The sequence below is a fragment of the Microbacterium sp. HM-570 genome, assembly GCF_054165885.1.
Genome location: NZ_CM135111.1, coordinates 3,089,458 through 3,114,808, shown reverse-complemented (window position 1 = coordinate 3,114,808; position 25,351 = coordinate 3,089,458). Strand labels below are relative to the sequence as shown.

The following is a 25,351-nucleotide window of genomic DNA, read 5'->3' as shown; positions in this document are numbered from 1 at the left end:
GGCGGTCCTCCGACCCTGCGAGGCGCCCGCGTCATTCAGCCGATCGGTGCGGTCCAAATGACCTGCATACGCCAGACCATGACCGCAATGGACAGGGCCACGACACCCATGATCACGGTGCTCCAGCGACTGCGCTCCAGGAGCGCCCAGGCGACGCCCGCCGCGGGCAAGAGCGCGGCCGATATGAGGTAGACCCAGAATTCCAGCGCGCTGCCCGTCGGAGGGTTGCCGACGAGAGGCGCGCCGATCGAGACGACGACCTGCGCGATCAGCAGCAGTTCGATGAGCGCGAGTGAACCGACGGTCCAGTCGCTGGGTCGTCGACCCGCGAGGCCCGCCACGAGGCTGAAGAGTCCGACCGCTACCGCCACCACCACCTGCGTGATCGTGAACCACAGGATCATCGCGCTCCCCCGCTCTCCGCAGCACCCTCGGTCGTGCCTTCGGCCGGGGTACCTGTCGGCAGGTTCATCAGGCTCTTGAGGTCATCGCCGCGCCGGCCGATGATCCCGATGAGCTCCCCGGCCGGATCGATCGCGGCGGCATGCTCGCCCACGATGCGTCCAGCAGCGCCGGTCAGACGCTGACCGTGACGCAGAGCGGATGCCTCGGCATCCGTCACCTCGATGCCCCCGAGCACCCGCACGGCGACATCGGCGGACGACAGCAGCGGTTCGGTCGCGATCGCCTCGGGGACTACAGCATCGGCGATTTCGAATGGTCCGACGCGGGTCCGCCGGAGCGCTGTGAGGTGTCCCCCGACGCCGAGCGCAGACCCCAGGTCGCGGGCCAACGCACGGATGTAGGTGCCGCTCGAGCAGTCGACGACGACGTCGAGGTCAACCGTTTCGTCGGTACGTCGCACATCAAGCACGTCGAACCGCGACACGGTCACCTCACGTGAGGCGAGCACGACCTCCTCCCCCGCGCGGGCGAGGTCGTAGGCCCGGCGCCCGCCGACCTTGATGGCCGACACCGTGCTCGGGACCTGAGAGATGCGCCCGGTGAGCGCAGCGATGTGGGCGTGGATGGCCTCGGTATCGACCGCCGCGAGCACCTGTGGGTCGGAACGCCATACGATCTCGCCGTCCGAGTCATCCGAATCCGTCGCGGCACCGAGTCGGATCGTCGCCTCGTAGGTCTTGTCGAGCCCGACCAGATAGGTCAGCAAGCGCGTCGCTGCATCGACCCCCAGCACCAGCAGTCCCGTGGCGAGGGGATCGAGGGTCCCGGCGTGGCCGATTTTGCGCGTGCCGAGCGCCTTGCGAGCCCGCGAAACGACGTCGTGGCTCGTCATCCCGTCCGGCTTGTCGACGAGCAGGATGCCGGGTCCGTGTGCGCTGGCCATCAGCAGAAATCGGCGTACATACGCCGCGGATGCTCGGGGTCGGTGTTGTCGACGATGACGGACGCTGCACGAGAGGGAGCCGCCTCGCGCCGGTACAGCTCCTGACCGGCGCGGTACCGGTGGTTTGCGGGCGCCGTGGGGTCGGGATCGGAGCCGTCGCGCACGGCCATCCGCTGCGAGGCGACATCGACGGGCACCTCGAGCCACACCGACCAGTGCCACAGCCCTCGCAAGGTCGGCCGATGGAGGAAGATGCCGTCGATGATCAGCACCGCGTCCTCGGGCCCCGTCACCCAGCGCGCCTCGGCGCGAACATCGCGATCGACGTCCCAGGCTGCGAGCTGGAAGCCGGTCGAGGGCATCGTGGCGCCGTCGCGGAAGGGGTCGATCAAGACGCGGCGCAACGTCGCCTCGTCGTAGGAGTCCTGATAGAAGCCCTCGGGCGAGTCGCGGCCGCGCGCGTAGCGCTCTGCTCGAGGTCGGTGGAAGCCGTCGACCGAGGCGCGGAAGACGGATGCCCCGTCCTCGGCGAACACGTCGGCAAGTCCGTCGGCGAAGATCGTCTTGCCCGCACCGTCGATGCCGTCCACCGCGATGATCACGCGGCCGGCCCGGTACGAACGGCGCACCTCGTCGCGGAGCTCCCGCAGCAGGGTCGTGCGGGGCGTGACGGGCAGGCGCATCCCCCCAGCCTACGGCGCAAACCGGAGCGCGAAACTTCATCTATGTCACCGATACAGGGCGAAAATGTGCCACAGGTGAAGTCTCGAGCGAGGAACGGGTGGGGTGCGGGGATCGTAGGGTGGAGGTTGTGCCCACGTCACTCCGTCCCGAAGCGGCGGACGAGGTCGAGTGGGTGCCCGAGCTGATCGACTGGTACACGGCCACGGCGCGCGAGCTGCCGTGGCGGCGTGCCGGATTCGGGGCGTGGGGCGTGCTGGTCAGTGAGTTCATGCTGCAGCAGACCCCCGTGAACCGCGTCGTGCCGCGTCTCGAGGCATGGCTCGAGCGCTGGCCGACTCCCGCGGCGTTGGCAGCGGATGCTCCGTCCGAAGCCGTGCGGCAATGGGCGAACCTCGGCTATCCGTGCCGCGCCCTCTGGCTGCATCGCGCGGCGGTCGAGATCACCGATCGGCACGGCGGGATCGTGCCGGCCGACGTCGACGCGCTGCTCGCCCTCACAGGAATCGGCGACTACACGGCACGGGCCGTCGCCGTTTTCGCGTACGGTCTGCGCGAACCGGTCGTCGACACCAACACCCGGCGTGTCCTCGCCCGGGTCGTCGCGGGACGCTCCCAGCCCGGCCCCGCGCATCGCCGCGATCTGGACGATATGCGTGCCGTGTTGCCCCAGGATGTCGCACGCTCTGCCATCGTCAATGCCGCGACGATGGAGCTCGGCGCTGTGGTGTGTGTGGCGCGCTCACCGCGGTGTGACGGGTGTCCGATAGCTCGATCCTGCGCCTGGCGCGCGGCGGGCTACCCGGACACGGGCGACACTCGGCCGCTCCAAGCGCGATACGCGGGCAGCGACCGGCAGGCGCGCGGTGCCGTTCTCGCGGTCCTGCGCGCGGCCGACGGTCCGGTGACGCTCGACGAGATCATCCCCGATTGGCCGGATGCGTCGCAGCGCGACCGCGCGATCGATTCGCTCATTGCGGACGGCCTAGCCGAGGCATCCGACGGCCTTCTGCGTCTGCCGGGCAGCTGAGGCACGCCGCGCGCGCCCGCCGTCCCGGGACATCATCCCCACAGCGACTCACCGAGCGCGCCGGTTGCCACCCAGTCCGCCCGTTTCTCGCGCCCACAACCGGCGCACTCGGCGAGAACCGGCGCACTCGGCGAGCAATCAGGCGTCGGCGTCGGGGGCTGCCTCAGCGTCAGCGAGGTCCGCGTCATCAGCGGGGTCCGCGTCATCAGCGAGGTCCGCGTCATCAGCGGGGTCTGCGTCATCAGCGAGGTCGCGGGGCTTGACGTACGGGTCGGCGTCGCCGGCGTACTGTGCCGACGCGGCGAGGCCCGCCACGGCGGCGTCGCGTTCGCGCGCCTCGCGCAGCAGCGCCGAGATCGCGTCGGCGCTCTCGGGCAGAGCGTCTTCGATGAACGTCAGCGACGGGGTCAACCGGGTGTTCAGGTGCTTGCCGAGCTCTGAGCGCAGGAGCCCGGTCGCGGAGGCCAGAGCCTTGCCGCTATCGGCGCGCTCTTCTTCGGACCCGAGCACCGTGTAGAACACGCTCGCGTGTTGCAGGTCGCCGGTCACACGGACATCGGTGATGGTCACGAACCCGAGCCGCGGGTCGCGCAGTCCCTTCTCGAGACGCTCGGCGAGAACCACTTTGATGCGGTCGGCGACGCGCGCCGCTCTCTCACTTGCCATGTTCCTACTTCTTTCTCATCACCAGCCCACCGCGCAGTGAGCGCGTGGAGAACGACGGAGGTTCCGGATGTCGGCGGCGGAAGCATCGGGTTAGGTTCCCGCTCTGCTTCCACCACCGGCATCCGGAACCGGAGCCGATGTGGGTGCGGACGATTTCCCGTCCGCACCCCGATCAAGATCAGCCGCGCGGCTTCTCCACCATCTCGGTCGTCTCGATCTCGTCGCCGATCTGGATGTCGTTGAACTTACCGAGTCCGATACCGGCCTCGTAGTCCGTGCGCACCTCGGTGACGTCGTCCTTGAAGCGACGCAGCGACTCGATGGCCAGGCCATCGGCGATGACGACACCCTCGCGGATGACGCGGGCCTTCGCGTTTCGGGTGATCGTTCCGCTGCGGACGATGACACCGGCGATGTTTCCGAACTTGGAGGAGCGGAACACCTCGCGGATCTCGGCCACACCCGACTGCTTCTCTTCGAACTCCGGCTTGAGCATGCCGGTGAGGGACTGCTCGACGTCGTCGATCGCGTTGTAGATGACGGAGTAGAAGCGAACATCCACGCCTTCGCGGGCGGCACGCTCGCGGGCCTTGGCATCGGGCCGGACGTTGAACCCGATCACGATCGCGTTGTCGATCGTTGCGAGGTTGATGTCGGACTCCGTCACCGCACCCACACCACGGTGGATGATGCGCAGCTGCACCGAGTCGTCGACCTCGATCTTGAGGAGCGACTCTTCGAGGGCCTCGACGGCACCCGAGACGTCACCCTTGATGATGAGGTTGAGCGATTCGACCTTGCCCTCTTGCAGAGCACGCGTGAAGTCCTCGAGCGAGATACGCTTGCGCGCCTTCGCCAGGGCAGCGTTGCGCTCAGCAGCTTCACGCTTCTCAGCGATCTGGCGCGCGAGGCGGTCTTCGTCGGTGACGATGAACGTGTCGCCGGCGCGGGGCACCGAGTTGAGTCCCTGCACCTGCACGGGCCGCGACGGGTAGGCCTCGAGCACGGGCTCGCCGTTCTCGTCCGCCATCGCACGCACGCGGCCGTAAGCCGTGCCCGCCACGATCGCGTCGCCGACCCGGAGCGTTCCCGACTGGATGAGGACGGTGGCGACCGAACCGCGGCCCTTGTCGAGCTTCGCTTCGATCGCGACACCGCGGGCAGCCTTGTTCGGGTTGGCCGTGAGATCCAGGCCCGCGTCGGCCGTGAGAAGAACCGCATCCAGAAGATCCTGGATGTTGGTGCCCTTGGTGGCCGACACATCCACGAACATCACGTCTCCGCCGTACTCCTCGGCGACCAGACCGTATTCGGTGAGCTGCTGACGAACCTTGGCCGGGTTGGCGTCGGGCTTGTCGACCTTGTTGACCGCCACGACGATCGGCACACCGGCCGATTGAGCGTGGTTGAGAGCCTCGACCGTCTGCGGCATGATGCCGTCGTCGGCCGCGACCACCAGGATCGCAAGGTCGGTCACCTGCGCACCACGTGCACGCATGGCGGTGAACGCCTCGTGACCCGGGGTGTCGATGAAGGTGATGGCGCGTTCGATGCCCTCGTGCTCGGTCCACACCTGGTAGGCACCGATGTGCTGCGTGATGCCACCGGCCTCGCCGGCGACGACGTTGGCCTTGCGGATCGCGTCGAGCAACTTGGTCTTACCGTGATCGACGTGACCCATGACGGTGACGACGGGGGGACGGATTTCGAGATCGCTCTCGTCTTCGTCGGCCAGCTCCTGATCGAGGTCGAGACCGAAGCTCTCGAGGAGCTCCTTGTCTTCGTCCTCGGGAGAGACCATCTGAATCTTGTAGCCGAGTTCTTCACCGAGGACCTCGAAGGTTGCCTCGTCGAGCGACTCCGTCGCGGTCGCCATCTCACCCAGGTTGAACAGGATGGTGACGAGCGTGCCGGGCTGCACGGTGTAGCCGGTGATGTTCTCGATCTTGTCGGCGAAGTCCGAGATGGATGCACCACGGCGCATCCGGATCGTCTGCCCGTTACCGCGCTGGACGTTGACGCCACCGACGACCGGGGCATCCCTCATCTCGAATTCCTGGCGCTTGGCCCTGCGCGACTTGCGCTGCTTGGACTTGCCGCCACCCTTACCGAAGGCACCTGCCGTGCCACCGCCGGGGCCACGGCCGCGGCCGCCACCACCGCCGGGGCGACCTGCGAAGCCACCGCCGCCGGGGGCACCCGCACCGGGCGCGCCGGGTCGGAAGCCACCGCCGCCGGCACCGCCGGGGCGACCGGGGCCGCCGGGACGCTGCTGGAACGGGGCGCCACCGGGGCGACCGGGACCGCCGGGACGACCGGGGCCGCCGGAACGCGGTGCGCCGAGACGCGGGGCGCCGGGTCGCGGCGCCTGCGGGCGCGGGATGTTGCCGGGCGTCGGGGACGGGCGCTGACCCATGCCCTGCGCGCTGGCGAACGGGTTATTGCCGGGGCGCGGTCCTGCCGGACGCTGTCCCATGCCCTGCGCGCTCGCGAACGGGTTGTTACCCGGGCGCGGTGCTCCTCCGGGACGCGGGGGCGCCGAGGCGTCACCGGATGCTTCGGCCGCGGGTGCCGCGGGTGCCTCTGCAGCTGCGGGCGCATCTGCCGGGGCAGCGGGAGCCTGTGCGGCGGGCGCCGCGGGGGCTGCCGGTGCCGGTGCGGCCGCGGCGGGCGCCGGGGTCGCGGGCGCCGGGGCGGGAGCAGCCGGGGCGGGAGCGGCCGCGGGTGCAGCCGGCGCCGCCGGGCGCACGGGACCGGGACGACCGGCCGGGCGCGGGGACGACGACGCGGCGGCGGGCGCCGGGGCCGCAGGCGCGGCTGCGCCCTCGGCCTCGAGCGCTTGGCGAAGCTTGCGAGCCACGGGGGGCTCGATCGTGGACGAGGGGCTCTTGACGAACTCGCCGAGCTCTTTGAGCTTGGCCAGCGCGACTTTACTGTCGACGCCGAGCTCGGAAGCGATCTCGTGTACGCGTGGTTTGGAAGCCACAATTCTCCTGTCTGGGTCCACCCAGGCAGGGCAGACCGTTAGTCGCGGACGGGACTCATTCTGAGCCGTTCACTTTGTTTCCATAGCCGTTCAGCCTGTTCTCTAACGTCTGCGTGTCGAGTGGCCCCGAAGCACGTAGTGCTCGTACGAACGCGCGGCGCCGCAGAGCGGAATCCACGCAGGCGGGTGTCTCATGCACCCACGCACCCCGACCCGGCATCGACCCACGCTCGTCTGGGACGAGATGAGAATTGATGGAAACGACCCTGAGAAGGGCCGACCGGGGGGCACGTGCGCGGCATCCGACACACGTCCGTACAGGTTCCATCTTACACCTCCGAGGCCCCGGTCGTTGAGCGAGCGTAGCCCCGGTCGTTGAGCGAGCGAAGCGAGACGAAACGGCGACGTGGGAGATTTCGTCTCGCTACGCTCGCTCAATCTGGAGTCGTAGCGCATCAACGCGGCTTCGCCACATTGATCCCCTACGACTCCAGGATGCTGTCGGGCTGAATGTCGATCTTCGCGCCGGTCAGCTTGGCCGCGAGCCGCGCATTCTGGCCCTCTTTGCCGATCGCCAGCGACAGCTGATAGTCGGGAACGAGAGCACGAACGGCCTTGGTCGAGGCATCCAGAATGAAGCTCGACGTCACCTTCGCAGGAGACAGCGCATTGCCCACGAACTTCGCCAGTTCGGGGTCATAGTCGACGATGTCGATCTTCTCGCCGCCGAGCTCCTCGGTGACGGCGCGCACGCGACGCCCCATCTCGCCGATGCACGCACCCTTGGCGTTGATCGCGGGGTCGTTGGCCCGTACCGCGATCTTGGTGCGGTGCCCGGCCTCGCGGGCGAGCGAGATGATCTCGACGAGCCCCGACGCGATCTCGGGCACTTCGAGCGCAAACAACTTGCGGACGAGACCCGGATGCGTGCGCGAGACCGTGATCGACGGGCCCTTCGGCCCCTTGCCGACGCTCGTGACGTAAACGCGCAGACGCGAGCCGTGCGGGTACGCCTCGCCGGGCGACTGTTCTTCGGGGGGCAGGATGGCCTCGACCGAGCCGAGATCGACGTGAATCATGCGCGGGTTGGGTCCCTGCTGCACGACACCGGCGACGATGTCGCCCTCTTTACCCTTGAACTCCCCGAGCACCGCGTCATCCGCGATGTCCCGGAGCCGCTGGCCGATGACCTGCTTGGCGGCGAACGCGGCGATGCGACCGAAGTCGTCGGGAGTGGTCTCTTCTTCGCCGATGACGGCGTCGTCGTCGTCCGTCACGGGAATGAAAACACCGACATGGCCGGTCTTCCGGTCCATCACCACACGGGCACCATCCGGCGCCTCGCCCGAGGGCGACGTGTGCTTGCCGTAGGCGGTCAGAATCGCCTGCTCGATGATGCTCACGAGTTCGTCGAAGGGGATTTCCTTCTCCCGCTCGATCGTCTTCAGCAGTCCGAGATCGATATCCACGGAGACCTCCCTATTCAGCTCTCGTCAACGCGTCACACGCGTCGACATCCCGCCTACTTTACCGGATGTCATCACGAGAAGCCGGTGCGGATGAGTGCGGCGCCGCCGCATCGTTGCTACAGTCCGGTGCATCCGCACGCGGCCGCACTCTCGGGCAAGGTAGCCCCGTTCGTGTTGCGACCGTTGTGAACTCGAAATGTAGGCGAAACGCGCTTCGGCTTTCATCAACCTGACGAAAAGCTGAAGAAACCCTGAACACGGAAAGCGGTCGATCTATGGACATCATGGCGTTCCTGCAAAGCATCTTCCTTCAGATCGACTTCTTCACCTGGGGGTGGTCGCTGATTCCGATGCTCGTCATCTTCGGCATCGTCTTCACGATCTCGACGAGATTCATCCAGCTGAAATACTTCGGGCGCATGTGGCGGGTCCTCGGCGGCGGCGACAAAGTGGCCGATCCCGACCAGATCAGCGCGCGCCAGGCGCTCGTCGTCTCGATCGGCGGTCGCGTCGGCGGCGGAAACATCGCGGGCGTGGCGGTCGCGATCACGCTGGGTGGCCCCGGCGCCGTCTTCTGGATGTGGATGATCGCCCTCGTCGGCATGGCGACGAGCCTGATCGAGTGCACGCTGGCGCAGGCATTCAAGCGCCGCATGCCCGACGGATCATTCCGAGGCGGGCCAGCCACATACATCCGTCACGGCCTCGGCAAGAGCTTCCAGTGGCTCGTGATCATCTACGCGGTGAGCCTGCTGGCCTCGTTCGCTCTCGGGTTCAACGCCTTCCAGGCGAACACGGTCGCGGGTGCGGTGGAGAACACCTTCTCCATCGATCGTTGGATCACCGGGATCGTGATGGCCGCGCTCGCGGGCGTCATCGTCTACGGCAGCATCCAGCGCATCGCGAAGGTCGCCGACGTGATCGTGCCCGTCATGGCCATCGTCTACCTGCTGATGGCTCTCATCGTCATCGCCGTCAACATCACCGAGGTCCCGGCCATGATCTGGACGATCCTCCAGAACGCCTTCGGCTTCGAATCCGCCGTCGCCGGCGGAATCGGTGCGGCAATCGCCAACGGACTGCGGCGCGGCCTCTTCTCCAACGAGGCAGGTCTCGGTTCGGCTCCGAACGTCGCGGCCACCGCCTACGTCAAGCACCCGGTCAGCCAGGGCATCACCCAGATGCTCTCGGTGTTCGTCGACACGATGCTGGTCTGCTCGGCGACCGCGTTCGTCATCCTGCTCAGCGGTGCCTACGTTCCAGGAAACGAGGAGGTCGACGGCATCGTGCTCACCCAGACAGCCCTGGCCGACAGCCTCGGCGACTGGACCCTGTATGTTCTGACGTTCTCGATCCTGCTCTTCTCGTTCAGCTCGATCATGTACAACTACTACCTCGGTGAGACGGCGCTGCGAGAACTCACCAAGAGCAACATCGCCACCCACATCCTCCGCTGGGCGGTCATCGCGATCGTCCTCATCGGAGCGATCGCTCCGGGAGCCACCGCGGTGTTCTTCTTCTCCGACCCGCTCATGGGAGTGCTCGCGGTCGCGAACCTCATCGCGATTCTGGCGATGCTGCCCACAGCACTGCGATTCGTGTCGGACTACGTGAGCCAGGTGAAGGCCGGAGTGGACCGACCGGTATTCAACGTCGCGGAGTTCGCCGACCTCGACCTCGATGTCACGGCATGGGAAGACGTCGACGTGGACACAGACGTCGTCAAGGAGAAAGTCCGCAAACGATAGGGGCACCGCCGCCCTGGTGTCCTGAAGGTGTCCATCGGCTCGGCCGGCCAGACCTAGGCTGAGCCGATGGACACCGATGCCCCGAAGCGCGTTGCGCGCGAGGCGACGACTGTGCCGTGGTTCCGCGGCCTGGCGCGGCTCGGATATGTCTCGAGCGGCATCGTGCACGGCTTGATCGGCGCCATCGCCCTGATCGTGGCTCGCGGGGGCGATGCAGTGAGCGATCAGACGGGCGCGCTGCGGGCCATCGCCGTGCTTCCCCTGGGGTTCACGCTGCTCTGGATCATCGCCGCGGGATTCTTCGCCCTGGCCGTCTGGAAGATCGCCGAGGGCGTGCTGGTCTACCGCGAGAATCCGGTGCAGAGATGGGGCGGACGCGTGGGCCAATGGGGACAGGCCGCCGTTTTCGCCGTGTTCGGCACCGTCGCGGCCGCCATCGCACTCGGCGCGCAACTGAGCAGCGAGCGCGCGGCGGAAGCACTCAGCGGCGGAGTCCTGCGGATCCCCGGTGGGGCATTCCTGCTCGTCGGAGTCGGCATCGGCGTCGGCATCACCGGGGTTTCTTTTCTCGGCATGGGCGTGCGGCGCAGCTACCGCACGCAGGTCTCGGTTCCGGACGGCTGGCTCGGCACCCTCGTCGACGCCCTCGGGATCGTCGGGTTCGTCGCCAAGGGCATCGCCCTCATCGCGATATCGGTGCTGCTCGTGATCGCCGCGATCCGGGACGAGGCGAGCACGGCCGGCGGTCTCGACGGCGCGCTCGGGGCTCTTCTCGCGCTCGCCCTCGGTCCATTGCTCGTCGGCGCTATCGGCGTCGGTTTCATCGCCTACGGGATTTTCTGCTTCTTCCGCGCGCGCTACGCGCGCCTGTGATCCTGGCTCCGGCGATCCTTAGCACGCGCGCTGGTCGGCGTCGAGACCCGCGCTTCCCCTGCGTGAACGGCTCCGGTCGCGCGTAGCCTCGGGGGCATGGCCCCTGACGTCGCAGACTCCGCCGAGCAAACGGCTCGCAAGGCGGCATCCCATCCCGCATTCCGCACCCTCGCGCGGACCGGCTACGCCGCCAACGGTGTGGTGCACATCCTGATCGGCGCGATCGTGCTCGCGGTCGGCGCGGGTGGAGGTGGCGAGTCCGACCAGACCGGAGCTTTCCGCGCGATCTCGGAAGCACCCCTGGGGTTCGTCGCCCTGTGGATCCTGACGATCGGGCTCGCCGCCCTGGCCCTCTGGTACGTCATCGAGGGCGTCCTGGTCGACGAGGATGACGCGCGAAAGCGTTGGGCGAAGCGCATCGGCGAGTGGGCGAAGGCGATCGTCTACGCCGCGATCGGCTACAGCGCGGCCTCGGTCGCCCTGGGTGCCGGGTCGAGCGGTGACGAGAGCGCACAGGACGCCAGCGGCACTGTCCTGTCGCTGCCCGCCGGTCCCCTGCTCCTCGGCGTCGCCGGCATCGTCATCGTGGTGATCGGGGGCGCGTACGTCGTGAAGGGCGCGACACGCAGCTTCCGAAAGAAGCTCCGGATGCCCGGGGGCACTGCCGGACGCGTCGTGACAGCCCTCGGCGTCGCGGGCTACATCGCGAAGGGTGTCGCCCTCGCGATTGTCGGCATTCTGGTCGTCACGGCGGCGGTACAGGTTGATCCCACCGAGGCGGGTGGGATCGACGAGGCGATAGCTTCACTGGTCGCGCTCCCCTTCGGGCCCTGGCTCGTAGCCGCGGCCGGCGTCGGGTTCATCGCGTACGGCGTCTACTGCTTCTTCCGCGCCCGCTACGCGCGTCTCTGACCACGACGGGGACGCCGGTCAGGCCGGGCAGTCATTCGCCGCGGCCGTGACGGGCACGCCATCGAATCGCGCCTGCGTCCAGCGCATCATGGTCGAGAGCAGCGGCGAACCGGGCAGCATCGGGCCCGTGTGGTCCATCCGATCGAACACGCGCACCTGCAGGGCCTGCCCCTCGGCGCATCGTTCTTCGACGAAACGCTCGTACAACATGGACGGGATCACCTCGTCCCGGCCTCCCCACGCCACGAGCACCGGGGATGTCCAGGGTCCCGTCGCCGAGTTCTGCGCCAACCGCTCGCCCAACGCTCCCGCCGTCAGGTCGGTGTCGTAGAGGGGCCGATCGGCCGAGACCCCGAGCGCGGCGAGCACCGACACGACGACGCCGGGCTCGGTCGGGCAGCGCTGTGTCATCTCACGCACGATCGAGCGCCCGCCGGGCGCGACGTAGTCCGAGATCTCGACATCGGGATACGTGTCGGCGTAGGGCACCAGCACCCACGAGATCAGCACCGACAGGATCGCCGAATCCTGAGTCCGGGCCAGCTCCGCGGCGAGGGCCAGGGGGTCGGCCGCGGGCGAGATCGCCACGGTCCCCTGCACGCTCAGTTCGGGTGCGTACTCGGGCGCGACCTGACTCACCCAGAGCGCGGCATGGCCGCCCTGCGAATGCCCCCACACCACGACCTCCGGCGAAAGCCACATACCGTCCGCGTCGTCGGCCGCACGCACCGCGTCGATGGCCGAGCGAGCCTCGCCCTCACCGATCAGGTAGGGGAAAGTACCCGGTGCACCCTGACCCGTGTAGTCGGTCGCGACGACGACCCAGCCCGCCGCCAGGGCGCGATCGATCGCGGGGATCGCCCATCGTGTCGCCGAGGCATCCGCGAGGCTCGGGGCACACCCCCGCGCGACGCCGGTGGTGCCGTGATTCCAGATGATGACGGGGCGCGGGCCCGGGGGCATCTCGGTGGGCGAGATGACCAATCCGCTCGCCAGCGCACGGTTTCCGAAAGTGTCCGTTGTGCTGTACAGGATGCGTCGCACCTCGCCGCCGACCGGGGTGCGTCCGTTGTACGCACCCTCGCGCAGCAGCGTGCCGGGGGCGGTCGGGGGGCCGTCGGGGGCGTCGTAGAAAGCATCGACGACGGGCGCGCCGTCGGCCAGCCACGTGCTCACCCACCAGGACCCGCCCGCGAGCCCGAGCAGCACTGCTGCGAGCGCGTACCGGCCGACCGCCGCCCAGACGATCCCGCGGCGGTTTCCGGTCGTCTCACCGGGGCGCGCAGAACGTCCTCGAATCCGCCGCGACGCGCGCCAGGTCAGGACCGACCCGAGCACCAGCGTCCGCAACCCGAATGCGATCGCCACCACGAGCAGGGTGACATCCGGCCACAACAGGGCGAGCAGGCCGAAGACCACCTGCGCCGCACCCGAAGCGCCGGCCAGCACCCTCTCGCTCACCCGCCCGCGGAACAGACCGATGAACGCCCCGAGCCCGCCGAGCACCAGCAGTCCAGCGATCAGCTCGGGCAACAGGTCGAGATTTCGTCCGAGCCAGAACAGGATCACGCCACCACCGATGATCCACAGGACGGCGAGGAGGATGTTCGCCCGGCGGGGAACGTCGCGTGGCGCGATCAGGTCCATCGCACCGGAGGCGATGGCGCTGATCCCGATATAGATCGCCAGGACCCACAGCGAGGTCAACGGGCGGGTGACGATGAAGACGCCGAGCACCATCAGTCCGAGTCCGACGACGACGCCCACCCACGCGGGCGCGCGGCCCACGAGCCGGCCCACCCCGCCGCGTCGCGGCACGGGCGCGCGCGGGGCCCTCGGCTCGTCAGTCACTCGGGCAATGCTAGATCGACTTCCGGCGTACCGGCCTCAGGAGGTGAGGGCAGCGACCGCGTCGGCGACCGACACGACCTCGCGGTCACCGGTGCGGCGGTCCCACAGCTCGACCTGGCCCTCGGCGGCACCGCGGCCGACGATCAGGATCCGGGGCACACCGATCAGCTCGGCATCGCCGAACTTCACGCCCGGTGACACCTTGGGCCGGTCGTCGTAGAGCACATCGAGTCCGGCGCCCTCGAGCTCGTCGGAGATGGATGCCGCGAGGTCGAACGCCACGGCATCCCGTCCCGTCGCGACGACATGCACGTCGAACGGCGCGACGGAGGCGGGCCAGATCAGACCCTTGTCGTCGTTGCCCAGCTCGGCAATGATCGCGAGGATGCGCGTCACGCCGATGCCGTACGAACCCATCGTGACGGTGACGAGCTTGCCGTTCTCGTCGAGCACCTTCAGGCCCAGCGCCTCGGCGTACTTGCGGCCGAGCTGGAAGACGTGACCGATCTCCATGCCGCGTGCGAGATTGACCGGGCCAGAGCCATCCGGAGCCGGGTCACCCTCGCGCACCGAGGCGACCTCGACGAAGCCGTCGGCGACGAAGTCGCGGCCCGCGACGAGCGAGTGCACGTGCTTCTCGTGCGCGTTCGCGCCCGTGATCCATGAGGTGCCGTCGACCACGCGAGGGTCGAGAACGAAGCGAATGTTCGTGGCGGATTCCGCGCCGAGGATCGCTCCCGTGGTCGACCAGGGGCCGATGTAGCCCTTGACCAGCAGCGGATGCTTGGCGAAGTCGGCCTCGGTGGCGGCCTCGACCGCGGCCGGTGCGAATGCGACCTCGACGCGCTTGTCGTCGACGTCGCGGTCACCGGGCAGGCCCACGACGACCAGTTCGCGCGTGCCATCGAGGTGCGTGAGCGCGAGCACCACGTTCTTCAGCGTGTGCGCGGCGGTCCACTCCCCCGACGCGGGTGCGTCGAGGTGCGCGTTGGCGTGGGCGACGAGCGTGGCGATCGTCGGCGTGTTCGGCGAGTCGAAGATCACGGGCTCGGGCAGGCCGTCGAACGGGATCGGCTCGGGCGCGAGCGTCGTGAAGGCTTCGACGTTGGCGGCATAGCCACCGTCCGAGCGGACGAATGTGTCCTCGCCGACCGGGGTCGGGTGCAAGAACTCTTCGCTCCTCGAACCACCCATGGCCCCGGCATCCGCCTGCACGATCACGTACTCGAGGCCGAGGCGCGAGAAGATGCGCTCGTACGCATCCCGCTGCGACTGGTAGCTCGCGTCGAGACCGGCGTCGGTGTAGTCGAAAGAGTAGGCATCCTTCATCGTGAACTCGCGGCCACGCAGCAGGCCTGCGCGGGGCCGCGCCTCGTCGCGGTACTTGTCCTGGATCTGGTAGATCGACAGCGGCAGGTCCTTGTACGACGAGTACAGGTCCTTCACGAGCAGCGTGAAGACCTCTTCGTGCGTCGGCGCGAGCAGATAGTCGGCGCCCTTGCGATCTTGCAGGCGGAACAGCGCGTCGCCGTACTCCTCCCAGCGGCCGGTGACCTCGTAGGGCTCGCGCGGCAGCAAGGCCGGGAAGTGCACCTCGTACGCTCCGGCATTCGCCATCTCTTCGCGAACGACGGCCTCGATCTTGGCCTTGACCTTCAGCCCCAGCGGCAGCCAGGCGAAGACACCGGGCGCCTGGCGCCTGATGTAGCCGGCGCGAACGAGCAGCCGATGGCTCGTGACTTCTGCGTCAGAGGGGTCCTCACGGAGTGTGCGGAGGAAGTAGTGCGAGAGACGGGTGACCACGATCGTCCAGTCTAGGCGCGCGGATGCCCGGGGCCCTTCGCCGCGTTCTGCCTATCCCCGCGCCCGGTCCGCGCAGCGCCGCTGGATCCGCTCACCTGGCACTTGTTGTTGGCTCGTGGCGTCCCATCCCGCAACGACTGCCAGGCGAACGGATCCGTGGGCCGGATAGGCTCGCCCGCGTGTGCACCCGCATCTTCTGGAACGACAATCCCATCGCCAAGACCGTGGCACGGTGCATGGACTGGGCCGTCAGCGACGAACCGGAGCTCTGGTACATCCCGGCCGGACAGCAACGCTCGGGCGACGCTGGCGAAGGATCCCTCGCCTGGGTCTCGCAGCACGCCACTGTCGTCGTCAGCATGTGGGGCATCGGCACGGTCGACGGGCTGAACGACGCAGGTCTGGCTGCTCACGCGCTGTACTTGGATCCCGAGGATGTGTCGTTCCCCGCCGCCGACGAACGCCCGACTGTCGCCCACACGATGTGGGTCCAGTACCTGCTCGACAACTTCGCCACCGTTGCGGATGCGATCGCGGCCGTGGAAGACATCCGGATCGTCGCTCCCCTACTCCGCGGCGAAACCTTCGGCGTGCACATCGCCCTCGAGGACAGCACCGGCGACTCGGCGATCATCGAGCCGCTCGGCGGGCGGATGGTCGTGCACCACGGACCCGAATTCACGGTGATGGCCAACTCGCCGACACTCGACCAGCAGCTCGAGAACCTCGCGCGCTATCGCCCGTTCGGTGGTGAGCTTCCTCCCCCGGGCGACATCACCTCGCCCGACCGGTTCGTGCGCGCGGCATACTTCCTGCACTATCTGCCCGAGCCCGCAAGCCTCGACGAGGCCGTCGCCGGGGTCGTGCAGCTGATCGCCAACGTGTCGGTGCCCTACGGCGCGCCCTACGCCGATGGCGGCGTGTACCCGACCTGGTGGCGCTCGGCGGCGGACCTCACGAACCGCACATACTTTTTCGGCTCAACGCGGAGTCCGGGCATCTTCTGGATCGACGTGCCCTCGCTCGCGGGCACCACCGAGGCGCTGCGTCTCGACCCGCGCGACACATCACTCGTCGGCGACCAGACATCCCGTCTAGCGCCCGCCGCCCTCCGCTACTGAGCTCGGCTACGTCGAGCTGTCACAAAACGCTCCATACATCGAACGGATGCAGCGGTTCGTGACGGCTCGCCTACTCGGGACACTGCAGCGCGGCCAATAGCGCAACGTCCATCCCCGCGCAACGGGTGCCCGGATGATCGCGCTCAGAGCACGCCTGTGACAGGTTAGAGAGGTGGTTCATTGCCTGCCTGCCACCCCGCACGCGTAGAACCAGCGACGACCGCACCCGAGTGAGGACGAACGTATGACTGCCGCCGCAGAGCCCGCCCCCTATACGGCCTCGATCCCGATCATGACGCAGGAGCCGTTTCCGGATACGCCGGGCAGCCCCGAACCGGAATGGTTCAAGACCGCCGTCTTCTACGAGGTACTTGTGCGCTCGTTCAAGGACGGGGATGGCGACGGCACCGGAGACTTCCGCGGGTTGATCGACAAACTCGACTACCTGAAGTGGCTCGGCGTCGACTGCCTGTGGGTTCCGCCGTTCTTTCCCTCGCCATTGCGTGATGACGGGTACGACGTGGCCGACTACACCGGCGTCCTGCCGGAGCTCGGCACGGTCGCCGACTTCCAGGAGTTCCTGAACGCGGCGCATGAGCGCGACATCCGCGTGATCATCGACTTCGTCATGAATCACACGAGCGACGAGCATCCGTGGTTCCAAGCCAGCCGCAACGACCCGGATGGCCTGTACGGCGACTTCTACGTCTGGAGTGACACCGACGAGCTCTACGAGGAAGCCCGCATCATCTTCGTCGACACCGAACCGAGCAACTGGACGTGGGATCCGGTCCGCAAGCAATACTTCTGGCACCGGTTCTTCTCGCACCAGCCCGACCTCAACTTCGACAACCCGAAGGTGCATGAGGCCATGATCGACGCCATGCGATTCTGGCTCGATATGGGCCTGGACGGCTTCCGACTCGACGCCGTGCCCTACCTGTACGAGCGGCCGGGCACGAACGGCGAGAACCTTCCCGAGACGCACGAGTTCCTCCGCAAGGTGCGGGGGATCGTCGACACCGAGTACCCAGGTCGGGTGCTGCTCGCCGAGGCGAATCAGTGGCCGGCCGACGTCGTCGATTACTTCGGAGATCCGGATGTCGGGGGTGACGAGTGCCACATGTGCTTCCACTTCCCCGTGATGCCCCGCATCTTCATGGCGGTGCGCCGCGAGTCGCGGTTCCCGATCAGCGAGATCCTCGCCGAGACGCCGTCGATTCCGTCCGGATGTCAGTGGGGAATCTTCCTCCGAAACCACGACGAGCTCACGCTCGAGATGGTGACCGACGAAGACCGCGACTACATGTGGAACGAATACGCCCAGGACCCGCGGATGAAAGCCAACATCGGCATCCGTCGGCGTCTCGCTCCCCTGCTCGACAACGACATCGACCGGATCGAACTGTTCACCGCGCTGCTGCTGTCGCTGCCCGGGTCCCCCGTCCTCTACTACGGCGACGAGATCGGGATGGGCGACAACATCTGGCTCGGCGACCGCGACGGCGTCCGCACCCCGATGCAGTGGACATCCGATCGCAATGCCGGGTTCTCGACCGCGAACCCGGGCAAGCTCGACCGTCCGATCGTCCAGGACCCGGTCTACGGATACCTCGCGGTCAACGTCGAGGCTCAGCAGGAGGACCGCTCGTCGCTGCTGCACTGGACGCGCCAGATGATCCACGCCCGTAAACGCCATCCGGCATTCGGGCTCGGCAGCTTCAACGATCTCGGCGGATCGAACCCGTCGGTGCTCTCGTACTCCCGAGAGCACACGAACGATGACGGTACGGTCGATGTGATCGTGTGCGTCAACAACCTGTCCCAGTTCCCCCAACCCGTCGAACTCGATATGCGCCGCTTCGAGGGAATGGTGCCCGTTGAGCTCATCGGTGGCGCTCCGTTCCCCCGGATCGGCGAGCTGCCGTACCTGCTGACTCTCGGCGGCCACGGGTTCTACTGGTTCCAACTGCACGAGCCGGCGACCGAGTCGGAGGAGGTGGGGTTGCTGTGAGCGACATCGGTTACGCCCTGTTGGAGGGCTATCTCGTACGAACACGTTGGTTCGGCGGCAAGGGACGCCCGTTCCGGGTCTCGCAGGCTCGCGTGCTCGCTGAGCTTTCGGCACCCGAGCGGCCGAAGGTGACCGTGTACCTCGTGTCCGTGGAGTACGACGACGAGGTCGGCGGCACGGAGCTGTACCAAGTACCCCTGGCCGGCTACGGCGACATCGAAGACCGCATCGGCCACGCGTACGTCGGCGCGATCGAGGTCGACGGTCACCAGCGGCACCTCTACGACGCGGTGCACGACCGCGACGCCATGGCGCTCTGGCTGGACGCCTTCGTAGCCGCCGAAACGAGCGGCCAGGCCGACGCAGGTGGGTTGCGATTCCATCGACTGCCCGGCGGCGAGCCCCTCGATCCCGAGCTGCGCCCCTCGCCGATGACGGGCGAGCAGTCCAATTCGTCGGTCCGGTTCGACGAGACCGCGATGATGAAGATCTTCCGCAAGCTCAGTCCGGGCGTGAACCCCGACATCGAGATTCACGAGGAACTCACTCGGGGCGAGTCGGAGTACATCGCCGAGCTCTACGGGTGGATCGAGGCGACGGTCGACGGCGAGGTCTTCCAGCTGGCCATGCTGCAGGAGTTCCTCCGCACCGCCACCGACGGATTCGAGCTCGCGATGGCGAGTGTCCGCACGCTGCTGGCAGACCTCGAACAGGGAGTGGATGACTCGGGTGGCGATTTCGCGGGAGAGGCCGCGCGCCTCGGCGAAGCCCTCGCCAAGGTGCACGCGGTGCTTCGCGAGCGTTTCCCGTCAGATCGGACCGGGCAGGAGGCCACCGCGGCTCTCGCGGCTGCCATGACGGAGCGTCTGGACCAGGCCCTCCGGGTGGTTCCCGAGATCGAGCCTCACGCCGATCGACTGCGCGCCGTCTTCGCGGACGTCGCGGCGCTCGACGGACTCGACGTGCAGCGCGTGCACGGTGACCTGCATCTCGGTCAGACGCTGCGCACGTCACGCGGTTGGCGCCTCGTGGACTTCGAGGGCGAGCCAGGCCGGCCCTTCACAGAGCGGGCGCTGCCCGATTCGCCGTGGAGAGATGTCGCCGGCATGCTGCGTTCGTTCGACTATGCGCCCGGTGTCGTGGAGATGTCGTTGGCAGGCACGACCCGGATCATCGATGAGGAAGAGTGGGCCCTGCGGGGCGAACGCTCGAGCGAGTGGTCTTCGCGGGCACGCACTCACTTCGTCGACGGATACATCGCGGCTCTGAGTCCCCCGGAGGCCGACGAGGCCGACGAGGCCTCGAACGATGGCGGCGACACTCCGCGAGCCGAAGACGAGGCCAGCGCCCACGAGCGCCGCGTGCTGCTCGCGGCATACGTCGCCGATAAAGCCGTCTACGAGGTCGTCTACGAAAAGCGCAACCGCCCCGCGTGGGTGGGAATCCCGCTGGCCGCGCTCGCGCGCATCAACGCGGAGTAATTCGCCACCAGACCGGGTGGCCCGGCTCTGAGGTGGCCCGGCTCAGGGCTACCTCGGGTCAGGGCTGCCCGCTCAAGATTGCCGGGTCAGGCGGTGATGACCTGGGCCGTCCCAGGCGCGGCACCGGGGCCCATTTCATCCGCCAGACGGTTTGCCTCTTCGATGAGCGTTGCGACGATCTCGGACTCGGGGACGGTCTTGATGACCTGCCCCTTCACGAAGATCTGGCCCTTGCCGTTGCCTGATGCGACGCCCAGGTCGGCCTCGCGGGCCTCGCCGGGGCCGTTGACGACACAGCCCATCACCGCGACGCGGAGCGGGACGGTCATGTCCTTGAGCCCCTCGGTCACGTCGTCGGCGAGCGTGTAGACGTCGACCTGCGCACGCCCGCAGGACGGGCACGAGACGATCTCGAGCTTGCGCTCGCGCAGGTTCAGCGACTGCAGGATCTGGTGGCCGACCTTGACTTCTTCGGCGGGCGGGGCCGAGAGCGAGACACGAATCGTGTCGCCGATGCCTTCCCCGAGCAAAATGCCGAACGCCGTCGCCGACTTGATCGTGCCCTGGAAGGCGGGGCCGGCCTCGGTAACCCCGAGGTGCAGCGGCCAATCGCCCATCTCGGCCAGGAGACGGTATGCCTTGACCATCACGACGGGGTCGTTGTGCTTGACCGAGATCTTGAAATCGTGGAAGTCGTGCTCTTCGAAGAGGGATGCTTCCCAGCGCGCGCTCTCGGCGAGCGCCTCGGGCGTCGCCTTTCCGTACTTCTGCAGCAGGCGCGGGTCGAGAGATCCGGCGTTCACGCCGATGCGGAGTGAAACTCCGGCGGCCTTCGCAGCCGCTGCGATCGAGCCGACCTGGTCATCGAACTTCCGGATGTTGCCCGGGTTGACGCGCACGGCGGCACAGCCCGCGTCGATCGCTTGGAAGACATACTTCGGTTGGAAGTGGATGTCTGCGATGACCGGGATCTGGCTCTTCTTCGCGATGATGTGCAGCACATCGGCGTCATCCTGCGACGGGACGGCGACGCGCACGATCTCGCAACCGGATGCGGTCAGTTCGGCGATCTGCTGGAGCGTGGCGTTGATATTGGTCGTCGGCGTCGTGCACATCGACTGCACACTGACCGGCGCGTCGCCACCGACGAGCACCTTGCCGACGCGGATCTGTCGACTCTTGCGACGAGGCGCGAGAACATCCGGCACTTTCGGCATTCCGAGATTCACTGCTGGCACGCACCCAGCCTACGCGGATACGACCCCGCCGGGTCGGGAGCGAGATTCAGGAGATGCGCTTCATCTCGCTCTGAATCTGGCCCTCGGACGGCCCTCCCGCCGCGGGACCGAAGGCCCGAACGCCCGTGAATGCAACCCCGATGGCGATGCCGACGATCGGCCAGATCGGCCAGAATCCCTCGAACCCTCCCCCGGGTCCGCCCGAGAAAGCCCAGATGAGGATGAAGAGGACGCTCAAGATCAGCCAGGTGATGAGGGACTGCCAGAAGTGGTTCTTGGCTTTCAATCGGTTGATGGCGCGTGCGCGCAGATCGTCGCTCATGGCGAAAGCATAGGGCCGTAGGGGCGCCGCCCGGAAGAGCGGTGGCCCGCGTCCCGCGTGCTATCGTGACGGCATGTTCGCGAACCGTTCCTGGTGGCCCGCCTTCTAGGCGGTGTGTTCGCGTTTCCACGAATCCAGACCGCCCGAGTGGCGGTCTTTTCGTTTGAGCGACCGCCCCGCCGGGCCGAGCCGAAGGACCCACGATGACCGGCCATCGCCCCCCTAGTGATGCGGACGGCAGCGAGCTGCTGAAGCGTCTGCGCGATTCCGCAGCCGACCGTCCCCTCGTCCTGATCGCGCGCGACGGCGCTGATGTCGAAGTCCTCACGGGCACCGTCGTCGACGTCGAGCTGCTCGCCGACATCCCGCTGACGGATGCGGGGGGCGCACCGCAAGAGGTCCTGGCCCTGGTTCCGTACCGGCAGGTGCGCGAGCGCGGATTCGAATGCCACGACGACGGAGCACCGCTTCGTTGCATCATCGTCACCGAGCGCGGCGTTGTGTCCCGAGACAACGCGATGCGCGTCCTTCCCACCGCGCCGGTGCCTCTGCACGACACCGGCTTCGACGTCTCCGACGAGGACTACGCCGAGATCGTGCGCGACGTCATCGCCGACGAGATCGGACGCGGCGAGGGAGCGAATTTCGTCATCCGCCGTGACTTCACAGCTCGTGTCGAGGCCGACCCGCTCGAGACCGCCCTGACCTGGTTCCGCGCGCTACTCGAGCACGAGCGCGGCGCGTACTGGACGTTCGCGATCGTCACTCCCGGCCATGTCGCCGTGGGCGCGAGCCCTGAGGCGCACGTCAGCGCCAGTAACGGCGTCGTCACGATGAACCCCATCTCGGGTACGTTCCGCCACCCCGCGGGCGGCTCGACGCCGGAGGCGCTCACCGAGTTCCTCGAAAACACGAAAGAGACCGAAGAGCTCTTCATGGTCGTCGACGAAGAGTTGAAGATGATGAGCGCCGTCTGCTCGGATGGCGGACGCATCACGGGTCCGCATCTGAAAGAAATGTCCCGGCTGACGCACACCGAGTACATGCTGCGGGGCCGGAGCACGCTCGATCCTCGGGACATCCTGCGCGAGACGATGTTCGCGCCGACCGTCACGGGTTCGCCGATGCAGAACGCGTGCACGGTGATCCGCCGACACGAGACGAGCGCCCGGGGTTACTACTCCGGTGTCGCCGCCCTCTTCACCCCGAACGGCGACGCACACGATCTGGATGCGCCGATCCTGATTCGCACGGCCTACCTCGTCGATGGGCGCCTGCGCGTGCCTGTCGGTGCGACGCTCGTGCGCCACTCCGACCCGGATGGCGAGGTCGGCGAAACGCACGGCAAGGCCGCGGGTCTGCTCGGTGCGATCGGCGCGGTTCCGCGCGAGAGTGCGCCAGCACCCGTTGCGGATCCGGACGCCCCGACGACGCTCCGCGCACCGCTGGCCGACGACCCCGCGATCGCGACGCTGCTCGCCTCGCGCAACTCGCGGCTGGCTCCGTTCTGGCTCAACCCGCAGGACACCGACGCCCCGGGGCCCTTCACCGGGCGCACCGCGCTGGTGGTCGACGCCGAGGACCGGTTCACGACGATGCTCGCCCACCAGCTGCGCCATCTCGGGCTGACCGTGCGCATAGAGCACTGGTCCGAGGTGACGGATGCCGAGGCATCCGACGCCGAACTCCTGATCGCCGGCCCCGGTCCGGGCGACCCTCTCGACGACAGCCCCCGGATGCACCGCATGCGCGAGATCGTGTCGGCTCGGCTGGCTTCGGGACGTCCGCTGCTCGCAGTGTGCCTGAGCCATCAGATCCTCGCGCACACGCTCGGGATGACCCTCGCCCCGCTGGCCCGGCCACACCAGGGCCTGCAGCTCAGCGTCGACGTGTTCGGGCAACGCCCATCGATCGGGTTCTACAACACGTTCACGGTCAGCGTGGAGCCCGGAACGACGCGGCTCGGGCAGACCGAGATCGCGGCGGACCCGGCATCCGGCGACGTCTATGCGATGCGCGGCCCGGGCTATGCCTCGGTGCAGGGCCATCTCGAGTCGATCCTCTCGCGGGACGGGATCGAGACCCTCGAGCGCCTGATCGCTCAGGCCTTCACCCCCGTCGACGCCTGACCTCGCGGGCGCTGAGTCCCCGGCGGAGCACCTGCTGGGCCGCACTGCCCCTCTGATCTAACCTGGGGCGCCAGAATCACCCTGGGGCGCGAGCCCCCGCGCCCCAGGGTGATTCTGGCGCCCCAGGTTGCGAGGTGACCACCAGCCAGGGAGCGTCGAGGGGACGACAGGCTCAGGGAGCGTCGAGGCGACGACAGGCTCAGGGAACTGCAGGAGCGCCGGATCGTCAGTTGAACAGCTGAATCGGATTGAACACGTCGGCGAGCAGCAGCAGCGCTCCCATCCCGATCAGCAGAACCACGACGACGAACGTGACGGGCACGAGCTTGGTCGCATCGACCGGCTTCGGCGGCGGGCGACGGAACAGGCGCGCCGACGCCTTCTTCACGCCCTCCCAGAGGGCGACGACGATGTGACCGCCGTCGAGCGGGAGCAGCGGCACCAGGTTGAAGACGAAAAGCGCAATGTTGAGCGAACCGAGCAGGCCGAGCAGTACCGAAACGCGGCTCAGGATCGGCGCGTCCGTCGAAGCGACCTCGCCCGCGATCAGACCCACACCCACGACGCTCATCGGTCCGTTCGGGTCTCGCTCACCACCGGTGAACAGCGCGACGCCCGTCTCGTAGAGCTTGACCGGCAGCTGCGCGACGATACCGACCACGGCACCGACGTTCTCGATCGCGGCCTGTGGCCCTGTCCAGATCGGTTGGCTCTGCAGTTCGTTCGCCGGAGTGATGCCGACGAAGCCGACATCCTGAGTCTCCGCCACACCGTCCGCATCGACCACGGGCTGCCCGGTGTCGTCGTAAACCGGGCGCTCGGCGAGCAGGGGCGTGACCGCGAGGGTCTGCTGTGCACCGTCCCGCTCGATCTCGAAGTTCAGGCGCGTGCCGGGGTTGTCGCGGATGATCGCGGATGCCTCATCGAACGTCGCGACGGGTGCTCCATCGATCGAGAGGATGCGGTCGCCGGGAAGGATGCCGGCTGCCGCCGCGGGGCTCGCGGGGTCGTCCGGTCCGCACTCGGTCTGTTCGGATCCGGCCGCGACGACGCACTCGCTGACGGCCGCGACCGATGTCGAGGCGCTCTGCACGCCGATCCCGCTGAAGACCAGCATGAAGAGCAGGATGGCGAGCAGCAGGTTCATGACGGGCCCGCCGAGCATGATGATGATGCGCTTGTAGACGGGCAGGCGGTAGAAGGTGCGTGTGTCGGCGGTGCCGATCATCGTCTCTTCGTTGGCGACGCGTGCGTCCTGGATCATCGCCGCGAACATCCCCGCCGTGCGGCCCTGGCGTGGCGGCGCTGCTGCTCCCCCGCCGTCTGCATCCTGAGCGCCCACTCGCGTGACCTCGGCCTCGCGTTCGGCGGGCGTCGGGGGGTACATGCCCGACATCGAGATGTACCCGCCGATCGGAAGGGCCTTGATGCCGTACTCGGTCTCGCCGAACTTCCGCGACCACAGAGTGGGGCCGAGCCCGATCATGTATCGGCCGACGCGCACGCCGAAGAGCTTGGCCGGCACCAGGTGCCCGACCTCATGCAACGCGATGGAGATCGCCAGGCCGACGACGATGACAAGCAAGCCAATGGCGAAAGTCAGCACGGTCACGGGCCTACGCTACCGCCGGTTGCTTGGAGCGCGCCCCGAGGCTCGTATGCGTGCGGCCGGAGGCGCG

20 protein-coding genes are annotated in these 25,351 nt (G+C 67.8%); 8 read left to right on the top strand and 12 right to left on the bottom strand.

Features of this window, described 5'->3' with window-relative positions; genetic code table 11:
- Positions 1-35 precede the first annotated feature (35 nt).
- The 3 genes from ACT9TC_RS14865 to ACT9TC_RS14855 are packed head-to-tail and all read right to left on the bottom strand — an operon-like array spanning position 36 to position 2,031.
- Positions 36-404, bottom strand: coding sequence for a hypothetical protein (locus ACT9TC_RS14865; RefSeq protein ID WP_458041228.1), 369 nt, complete (start codon positions 402-404; stop codon positions 36-38).
- Entirely contained in the window at positions 401-1,348 is a 948-nt protein-coding gene (gene truB, locus ACT9TC_RS14860) for a tRNA pseudouridine(55) synthase TruB (protein ID WP_458041227.1), read from the bottom strand. The genes ACT9TC_RS14865 and truB overlap by 4 nt, the downstream gene beginning before the upstream one ends.
- The gene (locus ACT9TC_RS14855; protein WP_458041226.1) at positions 1,348-2,031 is read right to left on the bottom strand and encodes a uridine kinase; all 684 of its coding nucleotides are present in this window, start codon (positions 2,029-2,031) and stop codon (positions 1,348-1,350) included. Before ACT9TC_RS14855 ends, truB begins: the two co-directional genes overlap by 1 nt.
- Positions 2,032-2,204: 173 nt before the next feature.
- Between ACT9TC_RS14855 and ACT9TC_RS14850 the strand changes: the two genes are divergently transcribed.
- Positions 2,205-3,059 (top strand): A/G-specific adenine glycosylase, encoded by an 855-nt coding sequence (locus ACT9TC_RS14850; protein WP_458042948.1) that lies wholly within the window; start codon positions 2,205-2,207, stop codon positions 3,057-3,059.
- Between the two features lie 138 nt (positions 3,060-3,197).
- On the opposite strand, the gene rbfA is transcribed toward ACT9TC_RS14850, so the two are convergent.
- The 4 genes from rbfA to nusA all read right to left on the bottom strand — a co-directional run bounded on the left by rbfA (position 3,198) and on the right by nusA (position 8,180).
- Positions 3,198-3,725, bottom strand: a complete 528-nt coding sequence (gene rbfA, locus ACT9TC_RS14845; protein ID WP_458041225.1) for a 30S ribosome-binding factor RbfA — start codon at positions 3,723-3,725, stop codon at positions 3,198-3,200.
- Between the two features lie 178 nt (positions 3,726-3,903).
- On the bottom strand, positions 3,904-6,711 hold the full coding sequence (infB, locus tag ACT9TC_RS14840) for a translation initiation factor IF-2 (protein ID WP_458041224.1): 2,808 nt from the start codon (positions 6,709-6,711) through the stop codon (positions 3,904-3,906).
- Between the two features lie 55 nt (positions 6,712-6,766).
- Complete coding sequence (locus tag ACT9TC_RS14835) at positions 6,767-7,039, bottom strand: YlxR family protein (protein WP_458041223.1); 273 nt, start codon at positions 7,037-7,039, stop codon at positions 6,767-6,769.
- Between the two features lie 154 nt (positions 7,040-7,193).
- The gene (gene nusA / locus ACT9TC_RS14830; protein WP_458041222.1) at positions 7,194-8,180 is read right to left on the bottom strand and encodes a transcription termination factor NusA; all 987 of its coding nucleotides are present in this window, start codon (positions 8,178-8,180) and stop codon (positions 7,194-7,196) included.
- A gap of 275 nt (positions 8,181-8,455) precedes the next feature.
- On the opposite strand from nusA, the gene ACT9TC_RS14825 reads away from it, so the two are divergent.
- The 3 genes from ACT9TC_RS14825 to ACT9TC_RS14815 all read left to right on the top strand — a co-directional run bounded on the left by ACT9TC_RS14825 (position 8,456) and on the right by ACT9TC_RS14815 (position 11,713).
- Positions 8,456-9,928 (top strand): alanine/glycine:cation symporter family protein, encoded by a 1,473-nt coding sequence (locus ACT9TC_RS14825; RefSeq protein WP_458041221.1) that lies wholly within the window; start codon positions 8,456-8,458, stop codon positions 9,926-9,928.
- 66 nt (positions 9,929-9,994) lie between these two features.
- The gene (locus ACT9TC_RS14820; protein ID WP_458041220.1) at positions 9,995-10,801 is read left to right on the top strand and encodes a DUF1206 domain-containing protein; all 807 of its coding nucleotides are present in this window, start codon (positions 9,995-9,997) and stop codon (positions 10,799-10,801) included.
- Positions 10,802-10,897: 96 nt separating this feature from the next.
- On the top strand, positions 10,898-11,713 hold the full coding sequence (locus ACT9TC_RS14815) for a DUF1206 domain-containing protein (RefSeq protein WP_458041219.1): 816 nt from the start codon (positions 10,898-10,900) through the stop codon (positions 11,711-11,713).
- Between the two features lie 18 nt (positions 11,714-11,731).
- Here the strand turns inward: ACT9TC_RS14815 and ACT9TC_RS14810 are convergent, their stop codons facing one another.
- Complete coding sequence (locus ACT9TC_RS14810) at positions 11,732-13,564, bottom strand: lipase family protein (RefSeq protein ID WP_458041218.1); 1,833 nt, start codon at positions 13,562-13,564, stop codon at positions 11,732-11,734.
- Between the two features lie 36 nt (positions 13,565-13,600).
- Positions 13,601-15,367 (bottom strand): proline--tRNA ligase, encoded by a 1,767-nt coding sequence (locus tag ACT9TC_RS14805; protein ID WP_458041217.1) that lies wholly within the window; start codon positions 15,365-15,367, stop codon positions 13,601-13,603.
- A 179-nt stretch (positions 15,368-15,546) separates the two neighbouring features.
- Here ACT9TC_RS14805 and ACT9TC_RS14800 point away from each other — a divergent pair, with 179 nt between their 5' ends.
- From ACT9TC_RS14800 to ACT9TC_RS14790, 3 genes are all read left to right on the top strand, one after another.
- A complete protein-coding gene (locus tag ACT9TC_RS14800) occupies positions 15,547-16,488 on the top strand; it encodes a linear amide C-N hydrolase (protein WP_458041216.1) in 942 nt (313 codons plus the stop codon).
- Positions 16,489-16,732: 244 nt separating this feature from the next.
- A complete protein-coding gene (treS, locus tag ACT9TC_RS14795) occupies positions 16,733-18,502 on the top strand; it encodes a maltose alpha-D-glucosyltransferase (protein ID WP_458041215.1) in 1,770 nt (589 codons plus the stop codon).
- On the top strand, positions 18,499-19,983 hold the full coding sequence (locus ACT9TC_RS14790) for a maltokinase N-terminal cap-like domain-containing protein (protein WP_458041214.1): 1,485 nt from the start codon (positions 18,499-18,501) through the stop codon (positions 19,981-19,983). The genes treS and ACT9TC_RS14790 overlap by 4 nt, the downstream gene beginning before the upstream one ends.
- An 86-nt stretch (positions 19,984-20,069) precedes the next feature.
- Here the strand turns inward: ACT9TC_RS14790 and ispG are convergent, their stop codons facing one another.
- The gene (ispG, locus tag ACT9TC_RS14785; RefSeq protein WP_100814030.1) at positions 20,070-21,200 is read right to left on the bottom strand and encodes a flavodoxin-dependent (E)-4-hydroxy-3-methylbut-2-enyl-diphosphate synthase; all 1,131 of its coding nucleotides are present in this window, start codon (positions 21,198-21,200) and stop codon (positions 20,070-20,072) included.
- 67 nt (positions 21,201-21,267) lie between these two features.
- Positions 21,268-21,543 (bottom strand): 2TM domain-containing protein, encoded by a 276-nt coding sequence (locus ACT9TC_RS14780; RefSeq protein ID WP_458041213.1) that lies wholly within the window; start codon positions 21,541-21,543, stop codon positions 21,268-21,270.
- 203 nt (positions 21,544-21,746) lie between these two features.
- On the opposite strand from ACT9TC_RS14780, the gene ACT9TC_RS14775 reads away from it, so the two are divergent.
- On the top strand, positions 21,747-23,672 hold the full coding sequence (locus ACT9TC_RS14775) for an anthranilate synthase family protein (RefSeq protein WP_458041212.1): 1,926 nt from the start codon (positions 21,747-21,749) through the stop codon (positions 23,670-23,672).
- 226 nt (positions 23,673-23,898) lie between these two features.
- Here ACT9TC_RS14775 and ACT9TC_RS14770 read toward each other — a convergent pair whose 3' ends face one another.
- On the bottom strand, positions 23,899-25,284 hold the full coding sequence (locus ACT9TC_RS14770) for a M50 family metallopeptidase (RefSeq protein WP_458041211.1): 1,386 nt from the start codon (positions 25,282-25,284) through the stop codon (positions 23,899-23,901).
- Between the last annotated feature and the right edge of the window lie 67 nt (positions 25,285-25,351).